The sequence below is a fragment of the Pseudomonas xanthosomatis genome, from assembly GCF_019139835.1.
Taxonomy (GTDB): Bacteria; Pseudomonadota; Gammaproteobacteria; order Pseudomonadales; family Pseudomonadaceae; genus Aquipseudomonas; species Aquipseudomonas fakonensis.
On record NZ_CP077075.1, the window covers coordinates 5722175 to 5738418 of the forward strand.

General features: G+C 60.3%; 13 protein-coding genes and 1 pseudogene. 6 read left to right on the forward strand and 8 right to left on the reverse strand.

The genetic code is table 11. The features are described 5' to 3' along the window. Positions 1–88: 88 nt before the first annotated feature. Entirely contained in the window at positions 89–2242 is a 2154-nt protein-coding gene (locus tag KSS93_RS25250) for a DUF1631 domain-containing protein (RefSeq protein ID WP_217886467.1), read from the reverse strand. A 245-nt stretch (positions 2243–2487) separates the two neighbouring features. Here KSS93_RS25250 and nadC point away from each other — a divergent pair, with 245 nt between their 5' ends. Continuing rightward, entirely contained in the window at positions 2488–3336 is an 849-nt protein-coding gene (gene nadC, locus KSS93_RS25255) for a carboxylating nicotinate-nucleotide diphosphorylase (RefSeq protein WP_217886468.1), read from the forward strand. 220 nt (positions 3337–3556) lie between these two features. Here nadC and trxB read toward each other — a convergent pair whose 3' ends face one another. Next, a complete protein-coding gene (trxB, locus tag KSS93_RS25260) occupies positions 3557–4519 on the reverse strand; it encodes a thioredoxin-disulfide reductase (RefSeq protein ID WP_217886469.1) in 963 nt (320 codons plus the stop codon). A 319-nt stretch (positions 4520–4838) separates the two neighbouring features. Here trxB and cysZ point away from each other — a divergent pair, with 319 nt between their 5' ends. Together cysZ and KSS93_RS25270 are read left to right on the forward strand one after the other, a co-directional pair. Then, on the forward strand, positions 4839–5606 hold the full coding sequence (gene cysZ / locus KSS93_RS25265) for a sulfate transporter CysZ (RefSeq protein ID WP_217886470.1): 768 nt from the start codon (positions 4839–4841) through the stop codon (positions 5604–5606). Positions 5607–5657: 51 nt separating this feature from the next. After that, positions 5658–6722, forward strand: a complete 1065-nt coding sequence (locus tag KSS93_RS25270) for a site-specific integrase (protein ID WP_217886471.1) — start codon at positions 5658–5660, stop codon at positions 6720–6722. A 1010-nt stretch (positions 6723–7732) separates the two neighbouring features. Here the strand turns inward: KSS93_RS25270 and KSS93_RS25275 are convergent. Together KSS93_RS25275 and KSS93_RS25280 are read right to left on the reverse strand one after the other, a co-directional pair. Beyond that, positions 7733–7948 carry a retron Se72 family effector protein gene (locus tag KSS93_RS25275; protein WP_217886472.1) on the reverse strand — a complete coding sequence of 72 codons (216 nt, stop codon included), beginning with the start codon at positions 7946–7948 and terminating at the stop codon, positions 7733–7735. Positions 7949–7951: 3 nt separating this feature from the next. Then, positions 7952–8998, reverse strand: a complete 1047-nt coding sequence (locus tag KSS93_RS25280; protein WP_217888803.1) for a reverse transcriptase family protein — start codon at positions 8996–8998, stop codon at positions 7952–7954. Positions 8999–9139: 141 nt separating this feature from the next. Here KSS93_RS25280 and KSS93_RS25285 point away from each other — a divergent pair, with 141 nt between their 5' ends. Further along, complete coding sequence (locus KSS93_RS25285) at positions 9140–10237, forward strand: IS630 family transposase (RefSeq protein WP_217885335.1); 1098 nt, start codon at positions 9140–9142, stop codon at positions 10235–10237. A 116-nt stretch (positions 10238–10353) separates the two neighbouring features. Here the strand turns inward: KSS93_RS25285 and KSS93_RS25290 are convergent, their stop codons facing one another. Continuing rightward, on the reverse strand, positions 10354–10542 hold the full coding sequence (locus KSS93_RS25290; protein ID WP_217886473.1) for a hypothetical protein: 189 nt from the start codon (positions 10540–10542) through the stop codon (positions 10354–10356). A 502-nt stretch (positions 10543–11044) separates the two neighbouring features. On the opposite strand from KSS93_RS25290, the pseudogene KSS93_RS25295 reads away from it, so the two are divergent. Then, positions 11045–11239: pseudogene (locus KSS93_RS25295) on the forward strand (EI24 domain-containing protein); the annotation flags it as partial. Between the two features lie 353 nt (positions 11240–11592). On the opposite strand, the gene KSS93_RS26760 reads toward KSS93_RS25295, so the two are convergent. After that, positions 11593–12909, reverse strand: coding sequence for a methyl-accepting chemotaxis protein (locus KSS93_RS26760; RefSeq protein WP_217886474.1), 1317 nt, complete (start codon positions 12907–12909; stop codon positions 11593–11595). Positions 12910–13088: 179 nt separating this feature from the next. On the opposite strand from KSS93_RS26760, the gene KSS93_RS25305 reads away from it, so the two are divergent. Continuing rightward, positions 13089–14300, forward strand: coding sequence for a glycosyltransferase family 4 protein (locus tag KSS93_RS25305; RefSeq protein ID WP_217886475.1), 1212 nt, complete (start codon positions 13089–13091; stop codon positions 14298–14300). On the opposite strand, the gene KSS93_RS25310 is transcribed toward KSS93_RS25305, so the two are convergent. Next, the gene (locus KSS93_RS25310; RefSeq protein ID WP_217886476.1) at positions 14269–15372 is read right to left on the reverse strand and encodes an NADH:flavin oxidoreductase; all 1104 of its coding nucleotides are present in this window, start codon (positions 15370–15372) and stop codon (positions 14269–14271) included. The two genes, KSS93_RS25305 and KSS93_RS25310, sit on opposite strands and share 32 nt — an antisense overlap. A gap of 275 nt (positions 15373–15647) precedes the next feature. After that, positions 15648–16130: a glutathione peroxidase gene (locus KSS93_RS25315; protein WP_217886477.1), complete on the reverse strand. Its 483-nt coding sequence runs from the start codon at positions 16128–16130 to the stop codon at positions 15648–15650. Positions 16131–16244 lie beyond the last annotated feature (114 nt).

Consider the following 16244-nt stretch of genomic DNA (forward strand, 5'->3'; position numbering starts at 1 on the left):
AAAAAGGCCGGGAACAGGTGGTGAGTATGCCTGAAAGCAAAGGGTGGCTGCACCGGCCCTGTCGCCGGCAAGCCGGCTCCTACAAGTGTCAGCGTGCCTGCTGCCCGCGCAACTGCTCGAGCACTGCCTCCAGCGCCCGCTCGAACAGCAACCCGTCATCCAGCAGGCGCACCTCGCCACGGCGCAGGGCCATGGCCAGCCCGGCACGGTTCCATTCGCGCACCTTCATGCCGGTGCGGTTGGTGAAGACCAGGCGGTCGCTGTTGTCGATGCGCGCCACCAGTTTGCAGCGCAGCGGCTCGTCGTCATCCATCACCTCGACCCAATTGCCCAGGCGCAGGCGATCGACCTGGCGCAGGGCCGGCTCTTCCTCGCCCGGCAGCAGGCTCGGCGCACAGGCTGATTCTTCGGCGATAGCCAGCACGATATCCGACTGCACCCATACATCAGGCAGCGCCACGCCCTCGACCGGCGTACCGCCGCAGGCCCGCAGGTGCAATTGCTCCAGTTGCTGGAAGAAATCACGGGTGGCGGCCGAATCCAGCGCCACACCAGCGAGGCCGTCGCGCAGGGCCTTGAGCAGGCCGGGCAATTGCTCGAGCAACTGCCCAGCCTGCGGGTGCGGGGCAATGCTGGCTAACAGTGCGTCTACCGTGGCCAGGGCATCGGCCCAGGCAGTTGATGCTTCGCCCTGCTTGAGCCAGGCCAGCAGCAGCACCTGGCTCCAGGCCTGCTCGAGCATCTGCACCACGGCCAGTGGCAACACCCGCCCGCGCAGGCGCTTGTTGAGTTCGTCCTGCACCTTCAGGCGGGCCTGCAGGGTGCGGGCGCGACCTTCTTCGGCGTCGCGCGTGCGCTGCTCGAGCAGCTCGTTGCGCCGCCGCTCGTCCTGGCTGAAGGCGAGGAACTCGTCGAGCAGTTCGTTGAACAGGGTGCAATCTTCGGAAAAGTCGTTGAGCAGCCGTTGCACCACCCGCTCCACCCGCAGGTGCAAGCTGTCGCGCAGCCCTTCGCCATCGGCCTCCCAGCCAATGGCCACGGCGGCGATCTCGTTGACCAGGCGCCGCGCCGGATGGGTCGCGCGGCTGAACATGGCCTTGTCGATCAGTGCCACCTTGAGCAGCGGGATATGCAGGCGGGCAATCAAGGCGCGCAGGCTGGTGGGCAGGTTGTCGTCGGCTTCTATATAGCCAAACAGCAACGCCACCAGATGGATCATGTCTTCGTCGCTGGCAGCGATGTGGCGGCGCGTACCGCTGCGTACACTGACCCGCAGCAACAGCTGCTCCAGCTGCTGGCCGAGGTTGAAGTCATCCGCCTCGCCTGGGGCCGGCACATAATGCTGCAGGTGAGTGAGCAAGCGCAGCAGGTCACTGGTGCTGATCGGCTGTGCGCTGCCAGCGCTGTGCAGACGCGGCGCGAACTGCCCGCGGGCCGGTGCCAGCAGGTCGCGCAGCGAGGCGACGAAGGCAAGGCCGGCACTGTCGGCCTCGCCGTCATCGGCCAGCGCCAGGTCGGCCGGGGTGCACCGGCCAGTGCTGCGCCGGTCTTCGGCACGGCGGCGCGGCGGCGCCTGCAGCTCGGGGAGCACATCGGCGCTGGCCAGCAACTGGTTGGCCTCGCCATACAGCAGGTCGAGGTCGCGCAGCACATAACGTTCGAACAGCTTGAGCAGCACAAGCTTTACGCTCAGCCCCACCCCCAGGTTGCGCCCGGCGGCCAGAAAATAGCCGCACAGGTTGGCCGGGCCCATGGGGTTGCGCGGCTCATCCAGCTCCAGCTCCAGCAACACGCTGAAGCGCAGGTTCAATTGCCCAAGCACCAGGCCATCACGCGACAGCACCCGGTCGACCATGCCCTGCACCGCCACTGCACGCTCCAGCGGGCCCAAGCCCTGCGTCAGCGGCAGCATGCCCGGCAGCTCGAAGGCATCGGCCTGGCCGATGCGGGCAAAGGCTTCGTAGAAGGTGTCGAGGAAGCCGCGCTCGATGCTCTTGCGCTTCAGGCGCAGGTCGCGCATGGCTTCGAAGTAAAGGTTCTGGTCGGCGCGGCCACTGGCCTTGTCGGCCATTTCGAAGAGGGTGTCGTCGGCGTTGTCGAACAACGCCTGCAGGCCTTGGCGCAATTGCAGCGCAGCCTTGTCACGCACCTGCAGCAACAGCACGGGAAGGCAGGGCGAGAGCGCGCGCGCGCCTCGATCGATGGCCCCCGCCAGGGGCACCACCTTGCCTTCTTTATGCATCCGGGACTCCTTGATGGATGTTGCGCGATTCGATTGCGTGGAAGATCGTCAAAGCTATGACGCCAAATACTGGGCGCCATTATCAGTGAAAATTCTTACAGCCGCTAGCTAAGGTTTCACACGCCTCAACTGACCGCACATTTGCCGAAATGCTCACCCTTCCTGACCAAAGGTCGTCTGCACGGTTGCTGTACAGGCTGCCCCCCTGCCCTATAATCGCCGCCATCTAGCTTGTGGAGCCGACCATGCCGAACCTACGCCTCGCCGACCTGACCGCCGAAATCGAAGCCAACGTGCGCCGCGCGCTGCTCGAAGACATCGGCAGCGGCGACATCACCGCCCAGCTGATCCCGGCCGAGCGCCTGGCCAAGGCCACCATCATCACCCGCGAAGACTGCGTGATCGCCGGCACTGCGTGGGTGGATGCGGTGTTCCGCCAGCTCGACCCGCGGGTGGCGGTGCACTGGCAGGTGGCCGATGGCGAGCGGGCGGCGGCCAACCAGGTGCTGTTCCACCTCGAAGGCCCGGCACGCTCGCTGTTGAGCGGCGAGCGCTCGGCGCTGAACTTCTTGCAGATGCTTTCGGGCGTGGCAACCCGAGCGCGCTTTCTGGCCGACCTGGTCGAGGGCACCCAAGTGCGCCTGCTGGACACCCGCAAGACCCTGCCGGGCCTGCGCCTGGCGCAGAAGTACGCAGTCACCTGCGGCGGTTGCCACAACCACCGCATCGGCCTGTACGACGCCTTCCTGATCAAGGAAAACCACATCGCCGCCAGCGGTGGCGTGGCCGAGGCCGTGGCCGCGGCGCACCGCATAGCCCCGGGCAAGCCGGTGGAAATCGAGGTGGAGAGCCTGGACGAACTGCGCCAGGCGCTGGCCGCGGGGGCCGATATCGTCATGCTCGACGAGCTGAGCCTGGATGAAATGCGCGAAGCGGTGCGCATCAACGCTGGCAAGGCAAAGCTCGAGGCCAGTGGCGGGGTCAACGAAACCACCCTGCGGGTGATTGCCGAAACCGGTGTGGACTACATCTCCATCGGCGCGATGACCAAGGATGTGAAGGCGGTGGACTTGTCCATGCGCCTGAGCCTGTGATTGGGGCTGCGGTGCAGCCCATCGCGACACAAGGCCGCTCCCCACATGAACTATGCATGGCTTGGTAATTCAGCCTTGCGCGGTACCAGTGGCAAGCGGCCTTGTGTCGCGACGGGCCGCAAAGCGGCCCGGCAATCTTAAGTGAACAGCATTAGCCCAAGGGCCGGTTTTTGCTTCGTGCAGGAGCCGGCAAGCCGGCTCCTGCAGGGGATCGCCTGGCTTAGAACGAAGCGTTGGCCAGGCCGTCCAGATAGCGCTCGACATCCAGCGCGGCCATGCAGCCGGCACCGGCCGAGGTGATCGCCTGGCGGTACACGTGGTCGGCCACGTCGCCGGCGGCGAACACGCCTTCGACGTTGGTGGCGGTGGCGTTGCCTTCACGGCCGCCGGCAACTACCAGATAGCCGTCCTTGAGGGTCAGCTGGCCTTCGAACAGCGAGGTGTTCGGGGTGTGGCCAATGGCGATGAACACGCCGTCGACCTTGATTTCGTCGAAGCTGCCGTCGTTGTTCTTCAGGCGCGCACCGGTCACGCCCATGTTGTCACCCAGCACTTCGTCCAGGGTGGCGTTGAGCTTGAGCTCGATCTTGCCTTCGGCCACACGGGCGTGCAGCTTGTCGATCAGGATCTTCTCGGCGCGGAAGGTATCGCGGCGGTGCACCAGGGTCACCTTGCTGGCGATGTTGGCCAGGTACAGCGCCTCTTCCACCGCAGTGTTGCCGCCGCCGACCACAGCCACCGGCTTGTTGCGGTAGAAGAAACCGTCGCAGGTGGCGCAGGCCGACACGCCCTTGCCCATGAAGGTTTCTTCCGACGGCAGGCCCAGGTAGCGGGCGCTGGCACCGGTGGCGACAATCAGCGCGTCACAGGTGTAGGTACCGCTGTCGCCCTGCAGGGTGAACGGCTTGTTGGCCAGGTCCACGGCGTTGATGTGGTCGAAGACGATTTCGGTCTCGAAGCGCTCGGCGTGTTCCTGCATGCGCTGCATCAGTGCCGGCCCGGTCAGGCCGTGGGGGTCGCCCGGCCAGTTGTCGACTTCGGTGGTGGTGGTCAGCTGGCCGCCGGCCTGCATGCCGGTGATCAGCAGCGGCTTGAGGTTGGCACGGGCAGCGTAGACCGCGGCGCTGTAACCGGCAGGGCCGGAACCGAGGATGATGACGCGCGAATGACGTACTTCGGACATGACGAACTCCTGTCGAGCGGGCCGCACCGTCAAGGTGGCGGTTGCGCCAGCTGGAATTAAAAGGGACCCACGCAGCACTTGGGGAAGGCTACAACGCGTCGGCCCTGAAACGGAAAGTTGAGCGCACTGTAGCGAGGCCGCAGAGATTAAGGAAATATCCTTAGACAATCCACCTTATAGACAGTCTCTATGTGCAGAAGAAACCGATAGGCGCTGCCCATAGGCTTTGTTACACGCCGTTTCGCCAAGCCCGCCCGCCTTTCGTCGGCGCGGCAAACTCGGGTATGGTCAGCGCGTTTTCCATCTGCGGAGCATTCCGATGCAAGCCCCCGTTCTTTCCGGCCCCCAATACCTGCGTGAAGGGCTGAAACTGGTCCTGAGCCCGGGCCTGCGCCTGTTCGTGCTGCTGCCCCTGGCGGTCAACCTGCTGCTGTTCGGCGGCCTGATCTGGTTTGCCGGGCATCAGTTCAGCCTGTGGGTCGACCACCTGATGCCCACCCTGCCGGGCTGGCTGAGTTTTCTTACCTACATCCTGTGGCCGCTGTTCGTCGTACTGGTGGCACTGATGGTGTTCTTCACCTTCACCATGCTGGCCAACGTCATCGCCGCACCGTTCAACGGCTTTTTGGCAGAAAAGGTCGAGGTGGTGGTGCGCGGCCAGGACAACTTCCCGGCGTTCAGTTGGGGCGAGCTGGTGGCCATGGTGCCGCGTACCTTCAGCCGCGAGATGCGCAAGCTGGGGTACTTTCTGCCGCGCGCCATTGGCCTGCTCATCCTGTCGCTGATCCCGGTGGTCAACGTGATTGCCGCGCCGTTGTGGCTGGTGTTCGGCGTGTGGATGATGGCGATCCAGTACATCGACTACCCGGCGGACAACAACAAGATGAGCTGGCAGGACATGCTTGCCTGGTTGCGCAGCAAGCGCTGGCAGTCGCTGGGTTTTGGCGGCATTACCTACCTTGCGTTGATGATCCCGCTGGTCAACGTGCTGATGATGCCGGCGGCGGTAGCCGGGGCGACGTTGTTCTGGGTGCGGGAGCGGGGAGACTCTTCGGTCGCTGATCGCTCCGCCCAAGCCGTTCGCTAGCCACTAAAGCAGTGCCCTTTCCCAGCCCACTGATACACAAGGCTGGTACACATGGCACTGATCGCACAACCGTTCCGGCATCCTGACTCAGGTATCTACTACCTCCGACGCAGGGTGCCGGATGACCTCCGAGCAATCATCGGCAAGACTGAGATCCGCCGTTCGCTGAACACCCGGAACCATCACCAAGCCAAGTCGGCCTTTGCCCTCGCATATGCCGAGTCGGAACGCATGTTCATCGATGCCCGCAATGGCCGCTATACCGCTGTTCCTAAGGCACCAGTGCTTGCGGAGCCCATATCCCCTCCACCGGCACCAACAGCCACAGGCGCTTCTATAAAGCTGTCAGAAGCACTAGAGCGCTACGTGCAGTCCATTTCGATGTCGGGCAGATCCGAATATGTTTCCCGTCGCCATGCCGTCGACTACAGCCGTGCTGTCAATCGGTTCATCACGGACATGGGCGACCAGCCCATCGCAACAATTCAACCATCCGACATTCACGCCTTTGCTGCCAACCTCATCCAGCCGGCGGACGCTGCTGTAAAACCGCTGGCAATCTCATCCACCCGCTTGTTGTTGGCCCGGATGTCATCGGTTCTGGCGTTCTCGGTCGACTCTGGGCTGCTTGAAACGAACCCGGTGATTGCTTCACGCGTTCACAAACGCTTCGGCCCCAGCAAACCGAAGCGCCGACTGGACGACAATCGCGGGTACGGTTGGGACGAACTGGTTTCTCTCTTTAGCCATGAAGAGTTTCAGCGGCTTAGATATGCAGAAGGTCGTCCGGGCAACGCTGTGTTCTGGATTCCGCTGATAGCAGCTTATACAGGCGCCCGCCGTGAAGAGCTGGCCCAACTCTACGTTGACGATATCCACCAGCACAGCTGCGGATCGTGGTTCATCCGGATCATCGACGATCGCCCCGACAAATCTGTAAAAACCGACAGCAGCCGTAGGGAGGTTCCTGTCCACGATGACTTGATCGCCCTCGGACTATTGACGCTGGTGGAAGGCCGTCCGACTGGCTCCAGAGTCTTCCCCCAACTGCTCAAGGTCTCGGTGTCAAAGACTATTACCATAATTGCTACGGCATGCGACTACTTGACGACCTAGAAGTTCACGATTTTTTTCAACGCATAACAAACGTGATGCCAGCTGCCACTCTTTCTGCCCAACCCTCTGTGGCAAACGTCCAGCTAATACTTCAACCAGGGCATAGCTACACCCCTACCTACCTAAGTACGGAGAACTCGTTCTATGAGATAATCTCTTCATTTTGGGCAGTCGGCGTGAGCATCAACCACCCCCTTGTGGTTAACTGCTTAGGCTCAATTATTCAACAAAAGATAACCTTAACTAGAGTCAATGGCGCATGGACTCAATACCATCAAATGGCAAAGTGGCTAGTTTATTTAGGCACGATCCTTGAAATCGAAGGCACATCTATCGAAGCCATTTATCTTTCTGCTGTTCGCGACTCCATGAGCACCATGCGTAGCGGCTATTACTTGGGTTACTCATGGGATGCTTATACTTGCTGGCTGACAAAATGGAATACAATTATAGGATCCAATAGAAACCTTATCAAAAGACATATACATGCAAATTTGATATGGGGCGATGCACTTACAGTAGTAAACCAATAAAAACCCGTCAAAAATCACAGAGAAAATTACAGCAAGCCACGACCGCGCCGGCTCATGAACGGCCCGCTAAAGGAGGATATGTTGCATCTTCAAGACATCCCGGACCAAAGCACGGTCGGTCGTTCTAACAGGTGTAAAATCTCTCTATCCATTGCCATCTGAGTACCCCAGCATGGAAGTTGTCGCTCAGACGACCGTTAAGCGGCCTTGAAGTAGCACCATTGCGGGTTACTCAGGTTGGTACATTCACTGTGGCGTTAAGAAAGTCTTCAGGAAGATGCCGTACTCATCACTCTAACTGCAGACTGCACTTGACAAGCCGCCCTAAGACGGCTTTGCACTATCTGCAATATTCTAAAACTCTAACAACTTAGATATTAGCGGTAAGAAACCAGGGTTAAACACTGACCCAGTTTACGCCGAAAACCGGGAATCAGACGGCGTAATCAATCCGCACAAAACTTCAGATCAGAGAAACTAACCAAGCCTCACAAGCTTATATGCTCTTGGCCCTTTAGGCGCCTTCTTTACCTCAAAACCGACCAAATCCCCAACGATCAAACCATTCTCCTGATCCTCGACGTCATCATAGAAGAAGAATACATCCCGCCCCTTGTCCCTCCTAATAAAACCGAAGCCTTTAAACGTATCATATGCGCGGACAACACCCCGATCATATTCTATTTCATCCATTTTCTACTCCCACATCATCGCTTTAGACGGAACGTCAGAAAACTTTGCTTTCAATTGCTTGCGCATTGCCCTCGACAAAGTTCTATCTGTCCTGGAAAGAATCCCCAGCTTATTAATCAGCCGTCGATATGCATCGATCACACCGATCTTAGAGTGATGCGACTTTGGCCTCCGAAGCATTTTATCTGTTTCTCTTAGGATACTGGCGATAGCTTTGCTATCGTAGAGAGGCAAAATCTTTCTCATCCGTTTTCTAAGCTTTGGTGCCTGGGCGTGCTCTAGCCTAGTCAGCTTAGCTACCTGACCTGAAACTTTATTCCAGAGAGCGTGATATTCATCAGAGAAGCGGTCTTTCTCGTACTCACACTCACAGATATGCACAGAATGCCTGATAGTATCACGCTCAGCACGGCGGATCTTGGGCACCCCATGCCCTACCCAAACACCGGTCACAGCGTAGGGAGCCTTCAAATCATCTGATCGCTCCATCTTCGTTTTGCTTTGCCGAAGACGAAGCCCATGCTCACGAAACAGCCCAGCAATATATCTTATTGACGCCGTAGCTTCTTCCTGCGCCACTAGTCGATCACTTGAAATAGTAACATCATCCAAGAGCCGGGAATATGAAAAGCCTTTATCCCTTAACCGCTTAACATAGCTGAACTCAGAATTATGAAATATCAAATTGGCTATATAGCTCGATGTACAAGCACCTTGAGGAACCCGCCCCTCACGGGTCACCAGCTTGGCGAGAACCTCACTTACATCGTCCGGAAACTTAAAAAAGTACTTAAAAACCGAAACAACGCTTGCAAACGGAATATTATCGTAGAAATCCCTGATATCCAAACTTATCAGAAATCTTGATCCAGCATGAATCCGACTATTCTCAATATAGTCTCTTGGGTTTTCTTCATCTTTAATGCCGCCTTGCAAGTACTTAGGATATTCCACAGCCTCAAAAAGACGAGAGTTTATTCGCTTCTGGAGCCGCTTCAATTCGTACTTTGGCTCATAAACGTTCCGTATCTTTCCGCCTTTGGTTTCTATGACGAACGGCGTATATGAAGAGGAAGCTTTTTTTGCGAGATCAGAAAGAAGTTTCGGAGGAAGACCTAGTGTCCTGTCTCGGAAATAACTTAACCCACTTGAGCTACGCTTCGTTGGTCAGCCACAAAGAGGAGTGGAGCCGTGAACTCTCAAGCCATTGTGCTCAGTGACGATGAGCAGGTTGAGTTGAGCCGGCGGGTTCGCTCGGCGACCATCAGCCAGCGCGACGGTCGCCGAGCGCGTGTAATCTTGCTGGCTGCTCAAGGTCATTCACGTAACGAAATCGCTGAATTGACCGGCCTCTCCGTTGTTTCGATCACCCGCTGGTGCAAGCGTTTTCAAGCCCAGCGCCTACAAGGCTTAGTGGATTTGCCTGGGCGAGGACGCAAAACTTCCTTACCTGCCGAAGCTTTGAAACGAACGCTTGAGCAGGTCACTCAACCACGCATTGGCCAACCTCGTTGGAGCTGCCGCAGCATGGCGCGAGTCGCCGGTATTTCGCCTGCCAGCGTCCAACGAATTTGGGCCGCGAACGACATCAAACCGCACCTGACTCGCACCTTCAAACTGTCCAATGACCCGCATTTCGAAGAGAGATTCTGGGACGTCATTGGACTGTATCTGGCGCCACCGGATAAAGCGCTGGTGCTCTGCTGCGATGAAAAGAGCCAGGTTCAAGCCTTGCAACGCACGCAACCAGGCTTGCCATTGGGCATTGGCCACATCCGCACACAGACCCATGACTACGTTCGTCACGGCACGCTAACGCTGTTCGCGGCCATGGATTACCTCCAGGGTCGGCTGATCAGCAGCATCGAAACACAGCACCGGCATCAGGAGTGGCTGGCTTTCCTGAAAAAGATCAACCGGGAAACACCCAAGAACCTGCAATTGCACTTGATCGTGGATAACTACGCCACGCACAAGCATCCGGTCGTCAAGGAATGGCTCAAACGCCATCCACGATTTCATCTGCACTTCACCCCGACCTCAAGCTCCTGGATGAACATGGTTGAACGCTTTTTCCGGGACATCACCGTCTACCTGCGCGATGGCAGCTTTAGTTCGACACGCGAACTGGCTAGCTCCATCACCGCGTTCTTGGCGCTGCACAACGCTCAGCCCTGCCGGTACGTCTGGAACGCGAAAGGTGAAGACATCTTGCGCAAGATCCAGAGTGCCCGAGACGCGATGGCAGGCGCGATGAAAAAGAACGTTTTATCTGAGACGGGACACTAGGGTCTTGGCAAGAATAGCCAATGATCCGATAGGTTGGTGTGGGTAGTACGGCTTGTCCTTTGCCACAGTCGCAGACCTACGCAAGCGATGAGTGTAAAGCAAAAATTAAGAGTCAGTTAGTTATCGTCGACCTCCAAAAAAATGGAAATCATTTTACGACCAACCCAGTAAAGAAAAGCCTTAACGGTCATTTCAATAACTGCACTTGAGCCAATTTTTTTCCAAGGAGAACTATCTCTAGTTACTTCCGGAATGCTCTCTTTTTCTGTAACAGTCACAGGTACATCTGATTTAGCTTTACGCATAGCTTTTTCCTCTTAGCAACCAAGAGCGAAATGCTCTTGTGGCCAGACCAAGCGGATTAAGCATTCAAGGAATATTAATATTGGACTCAAGCGGACTCTTAACTTTTACGCCAGACAACGGTCGCAGCCCCCAGTCCGGAGAGCGAGCTAGGCGCGCCCCCTGCGTGCAGTGGCCCCGCCGCGCCGGTCATGACCCCAATGAAGGGATCGCCAGTTAAGGCATCGATTTCCTTGAAACTGTGACTTTAAAGAGCGGAACAGGTGTATTCACCTGCGAGACTGAGCATATTCAGTATCGGTCACTGATGTCAATACGACACCAGTAGTCTGAGAGTTTATTTTATTGGAGAACCAGATCCCATTTCGGAATAGGTTGTGAGCCGGTGAATGCGCCCCATCTTGGCCTTCCAGAGGGGACACAAGACTGGTACATTCCCCTTCAGTCCCTTGGGAAAGGGCGTTGATTTCCGTGGCTTCCAGGCGATGTAGCTGGCTTTTGCTGTACATCGACTACCCGGCGGACAACAACAAGATGAGCTGGCAGGACATGCTTGCCTGGTTGCGCAGCAAGCGCTGGCAGTCGCTGGGTTTTGGCGGCATTACGTACCTTGCGTTGATGATCCCGCTGGTCAACGTGCTGATGATGCCGGCGGCGGTAGCCGGGGCGACGTTGTTCTGGGTGCGGGAGCGCAAGTGAGTGCCGGGGGCGCATGCCCTTCATGCCTGTGCAGTACCTGTAGGAGATTACCCAGCCCTTTCGGGCTGCGCTGTCGCGCAGAGAACTGGGCATGAGCCCGCCGCGGCCCCTGTGGGAGCGGGCTTGTCGGGGTGCCGAACCACCGCGAAGCAGGCGACGCGGTGTCTGGCACCGGCTTCGCCGGTGTTCGCGGGCAAGCCCGCTCCCACAGGTCCCTGCTAAATCAATGAGTTGTGTTTTGTTCTATGAGAGCCGGCTTGCCGGCGATCACCGGCAGTGCCGGTGCCAGGCCACAGGGCGGTATGGCCTGACAGGGCCCTATCGCCGACAAGCCGGCTCCTAAAGCGGTGGTATCAGTGCGACAGCTGGCTGGAGAACTGCCCCACTGCATCCACCACCTTCTTCGCCCCTTCCTGAATCTCCACGATCACCCCGCCGGTGTCGGCGGCCAGCGCAAGGCCCTGCTCGGCCTGGCGCTTGCTGGTATCGATGATGTCCACCGCAGCCTGAGCCAGTTGCTCGTTCTGCTGCACCACCTTGGCGATTTCTTCAGTGGCGCTGCTGGTGCGCGAGGCCAGCTGGCGCACCTCGTCGGCGACCACGGCAAAGCCACGGCCCTGCTCGCCGGCACGCGCGGCCTCGATGGCGGCGTTGAGCGCCAGCAGGTTGGTCTGCCCGGCAATGTCGCTGATGGTCTTGATGATCGCGCCGATTACCTTGGACTGCTTGTCCAGCGCGTGGATGCCGTCGGCGGCGTCCTGCATCGAGCCCTCTAGGCCGCGCATCACTTCCACCGTCTGGGTCACCACCTCGGTGGCCTTGCGTGCGCAGCCGTCGGTTTCCAGCGAAGTGGTGTAGGCGATATCGGCCGCCTCGGCCACCGCCTGCTCCTGGTTGACCTGATCGGTGACTACAGTGGCGAACTTGACCACCTTGTAGAGCACATCGTGGGCATCGAAGATCGGGTTGTACGACGCTTCCAGCCATACCGTGCGGCCATGGGCATCGATGCGCTTGAAGCGGCCGGCAACATACTCGCCGCGGCGCAGCTTGTCCCAAAACGCCTTGTACTCGGGCGAGCCGGCTTCCTGCGGGTCACAGAACATGCGGTGCGGCTTGCCGCGCACCTGCTCGAGGCGGTAGCCCATGCCCTCGAGGAAGCGGTCGTTGGCGGTGAGCACCTGGGCTTCAAGGTCGAACTCGATCACGGCCGTGGAACGCATCAGCGCCTTGATCAGGCTCTCATGCTCGCGGGAAGTCTCGATGGTGCGGGTGAGGTCGCTGGAGTGCAGCGAGAAATAGCGAATGCACCCGTTGCTGTCTTTCACCGGCTGCAGGATCGAGCGCAGCCAGGCTTCCTGGCCATTACCGCGCAACAGGCGAAGTGCGCCGTTGAGGTGCTCGCCACGGGTGATAGCGGCCTTCATGCGCTGTTGAAAGTCGAGCTGCTTCACATGGGCCGGGACGATCTCTTCGATGTTGCGCCCGATCAGTTGCTCGGCGCGGTAGTGCATTTCGGCTTCGAAATTGGCATTGACCGACTCGATGCGCCCCTGGGGGTCGAGCTGGAGCACCAGCATTTCACTGTCGAGGCTGTTCTTGACCTGTTCGACGGACAGCAGTTCTTCACGCAGCTGCTGGATTTCTTGCTTGAGTTTGTTGTTGAACATCACCGCTCTCCCGGAGCGCATAGCTATAGCCGAATGCATCTGCATCGGCTAAGCCAGCGGGCTTCTTGAGCGCTTTGCCATAAAATATTCACGGCATCGAAGCTGCCGGAAATCAAGCGTCATCTGTACGTCACAAAGGCGTCACATGCCCGCAATCGGGGCGGCGGAAACTTTTTGTCATGAATACTCCGCCCTTGCGCATCACCTTGGTCAGCGAGACCTTCCCCCCCGAAATCAATGGCGTGGCCAATACCCTTGGCCGGCTCGGTGAGGGGCTGCGCCTGCGCGGGCACCAGGTGGAGGTGATCCGCCCGCGCCAGGCCTGCGATTGCGCAGCGGGGCCGGACGACAGCCTGCTGCTGTGCCGCGGCTGGCCACTGCCGGGCTACCCGGGGTTGCAGTGGGGCGAGGTGTCGATGCACAAGCTGTGGCGGCGCTGGCGCCGGCAGCGCCCCGATGTGCTGTACATCGCAACCGAAGGGCCGCTGGGGTTGAGCGCCCTGCGCGCTGCACGGCGGCTGGGCATCGCCGTGGTCAGCGGCTTTCACACCAACTTCCCGCAGTATTCGGGGCAATACGGCCTTGGCCTGCTGGCAAGGCTGCTCACTCACTACCTGCGCTGGTTCCACCGGCGCACCGCCATCACCCTGGTACCCAGCGCCAGCCAGCGCCTGGAGCTGGAGCGCCGCGGTTTCGAGCGGCTGGGGCTGATGGCCCGCGGCGTGGATGCCAGCCTGTTCAACCCGGCCCGGCGCAGCCAGGCCTTGCGCGAGCAATGGGGGCTGGCAGCGGACGATATCGCCGTGCTGTATGTCGGGCGATTGGCGGCGGAGAAGAACCTGGCATTGCTGCGCCCGTGCATGGCAGCACTGCAGAAAAGTTATCCACAGCGGCGCCTGCGCCTGGTGATGGTCGGTGACGGCCCATTGCGCGCCAGCCTTCACCAGCAGTTGCCGGACGCCGTGTTCTGCGGCGCCCAGCGCGGCGAAGTGCTGGCCGAACACTACGCCAGCGCCGACCTTTTCTTGTTCCCAAGCCTCACCGAAACCTTCGGCAACGTGGTGCTGGAGGCCATGGCCTCGGGGCTGGCGGTGGTCGCCTACGACGAGGCCGCCGCGGCCCAGCACATTCGCCACGGCCACAGCGGCGCGCTGGCCATGCCTGGCGATCAGGCGGGTTTCATCGACGCCACTTGCTGGCTGCTGGAAGAAAGCGAAACCCTGCGCCGGGTGCGCCTGAACGCCCGCCAGCACGCCAGCCGCCAGGGCTGGCCGGCAATCGTCGAGCAGTTCGAGGGCTACCTGTACGACGCCTGCCGGGGCGGCACGGCCAACAGGGAGGCAGCCCCGCCCCTGGCCCTCAAGCCAGGCTCGCCAGCGCCTCGCGGCTGAACGGCAGCACTTCGGCCTCGCGCCCGTCGCGCACTTTCTGCGCCCATTGCGCATCCACCAGCAGGGCGCGGCCGACTGCTACCAAGTCGAACTCCCGCGCTTCCAGGCGCTGCAACAAGCCTTCGAGGCTGGCAGGCTCGGCGACTTTGTCGGTGTCGACCATGAACTGCAGGAACTCGCCATCCAGGCCGACGCTGCCCACGGTGATGCTCGGCTTGCCGGTGAGCTGGCGGGTCCAGCCGGCCAGGTTCAGCTCGCTGCCGTCGAACTCCGGTTCCCAGAAGCGCCGGGTGGAGCAATGGAAGATATCCACACCCGCCGCCGACAGCGGCTCGAGGAACGCTGCCAGCGCCTCGGGGGTTTGCACCAGACGCGCGCTGTAGTCCTGCTGCTTCCATTGCGAGAAACGGAAGATGATCGGGAAGTCCGGGCCCACCGCAGCGCGCACGGCCTGGATCAGCTCGATGGCAAAACGCGAGCGGCCGGCCAGGTCGCCGCCGTATTCGTCATCACGGCGGTTGCTGGCCTCCCAGAAGAACTGGTCGATCAGGTAGCCGTGGGCGCCGTGGATCTCTACCCCGTCCATGCCGATTGCCTGGGCATCGCGCGCCGCCTGGGCGAAGGCGGCGATCACCTCGCGGATGTCGTCGTGGCTCATGCCCTGCACCAGCACCGTGCCGTCTTTCTCTTTGCCGCTCGGGCCATAGGCCGGCACGCTGGCGTCCGGCTCCACCCCCAGGCGGCGCACGCTGCCCACATGCCACAGCTGCGGCACGATGCGCCCGCCTTCGGCGTGCACCGCCTCGACCACGCGCTGCCAGCCGGCCAGGGCGTCATCGCCGTAGAAGCGTGGCACGTTGGGGTAGCCGTTGGCAGCTTTGTGGCCAACCGTGGTGCCCTCGGTGATGATCAGGCCGACACCCGCAGCTGCGCGGCGGCGGTAGTACTCGACCACGCCGTCGTGGGGCACGCCGCCGGGGCAGAAGGTACGGGTCATCGGCGCCATGACCACACGGGTCGGCAGCTCGAGGGTACCCAGGGTGAAGGGCTGGAACAGAGGGTTGCTGGACATGCGGCGCTCCCGGCAAGGGTGAGGAAATGCGCCTGAGCTTAGGGGCAGTGCGGGGGCTGGCACAGCATTATTGATTGGGGTGATTGACGGGTATCGCGGCCCTGTGGGAACGGGTTCACCCGCGAACACCGGCTTTGCCGGTGCCATTCACCGTGCCGCTTGCTCCGCGGCTGAAGCCGCTCCCACAGGGATCGCACAACCTTCAGCCCTATGCTGCCCCTGCAGGAGCCGGCTTGCCGGCAATGAGGCCGGTACAGGCGCCCCGGAGCACTGCATCAGGCCAGCGCCTTCTCGATGGCCTGTACCACGCTGGGGTCGTCCGGGGCGGTACGCGGAGCGAAGCGGGCCAGCACGCGGCCGTCCTTGCCGACCAGAAACTTTTCGAAGTTCCAGGTAATGTCACCGGGAAACTCCGCGCCCTCACCCGCCAGCAGGCGATACAGCTGATGGCGCTCATGGCCGTTGACCTCGAGCTTGGCACCCAGCGGGAAGCTCACGCCGTAGTTGAGGCTGCAGAAGTCCTGGATCTCCTTCTCGCTTCCCGGCTCCTGCCCGGCAAACTGGTTGCACGGCAGGCCCAGTACGTTGAAGCCCTTGCCCTTGTATTGCTGGTGAAGCTTTTCCAGCGAGGCGTACTGCGGCGTCAGGCCACACTTGGAGGCGACGTTGACCACCAGCACCACCTGGCCCTTGAACGGGGCGAGGGGCAGGTCCTCGCCGTTCAACGCCTTCAATGTCAGGTCGTGAAATGCACTCATGTTGAATCCCCTCTCAGGTTCCCGATTGTCGCTGGGGCGAATTGCGCCCACTAAAAAGGCGCTCTTCCAAGCCGCGTACCCCCGTCGGGGGCATGCCGGCTTGTCCGAGCGCCT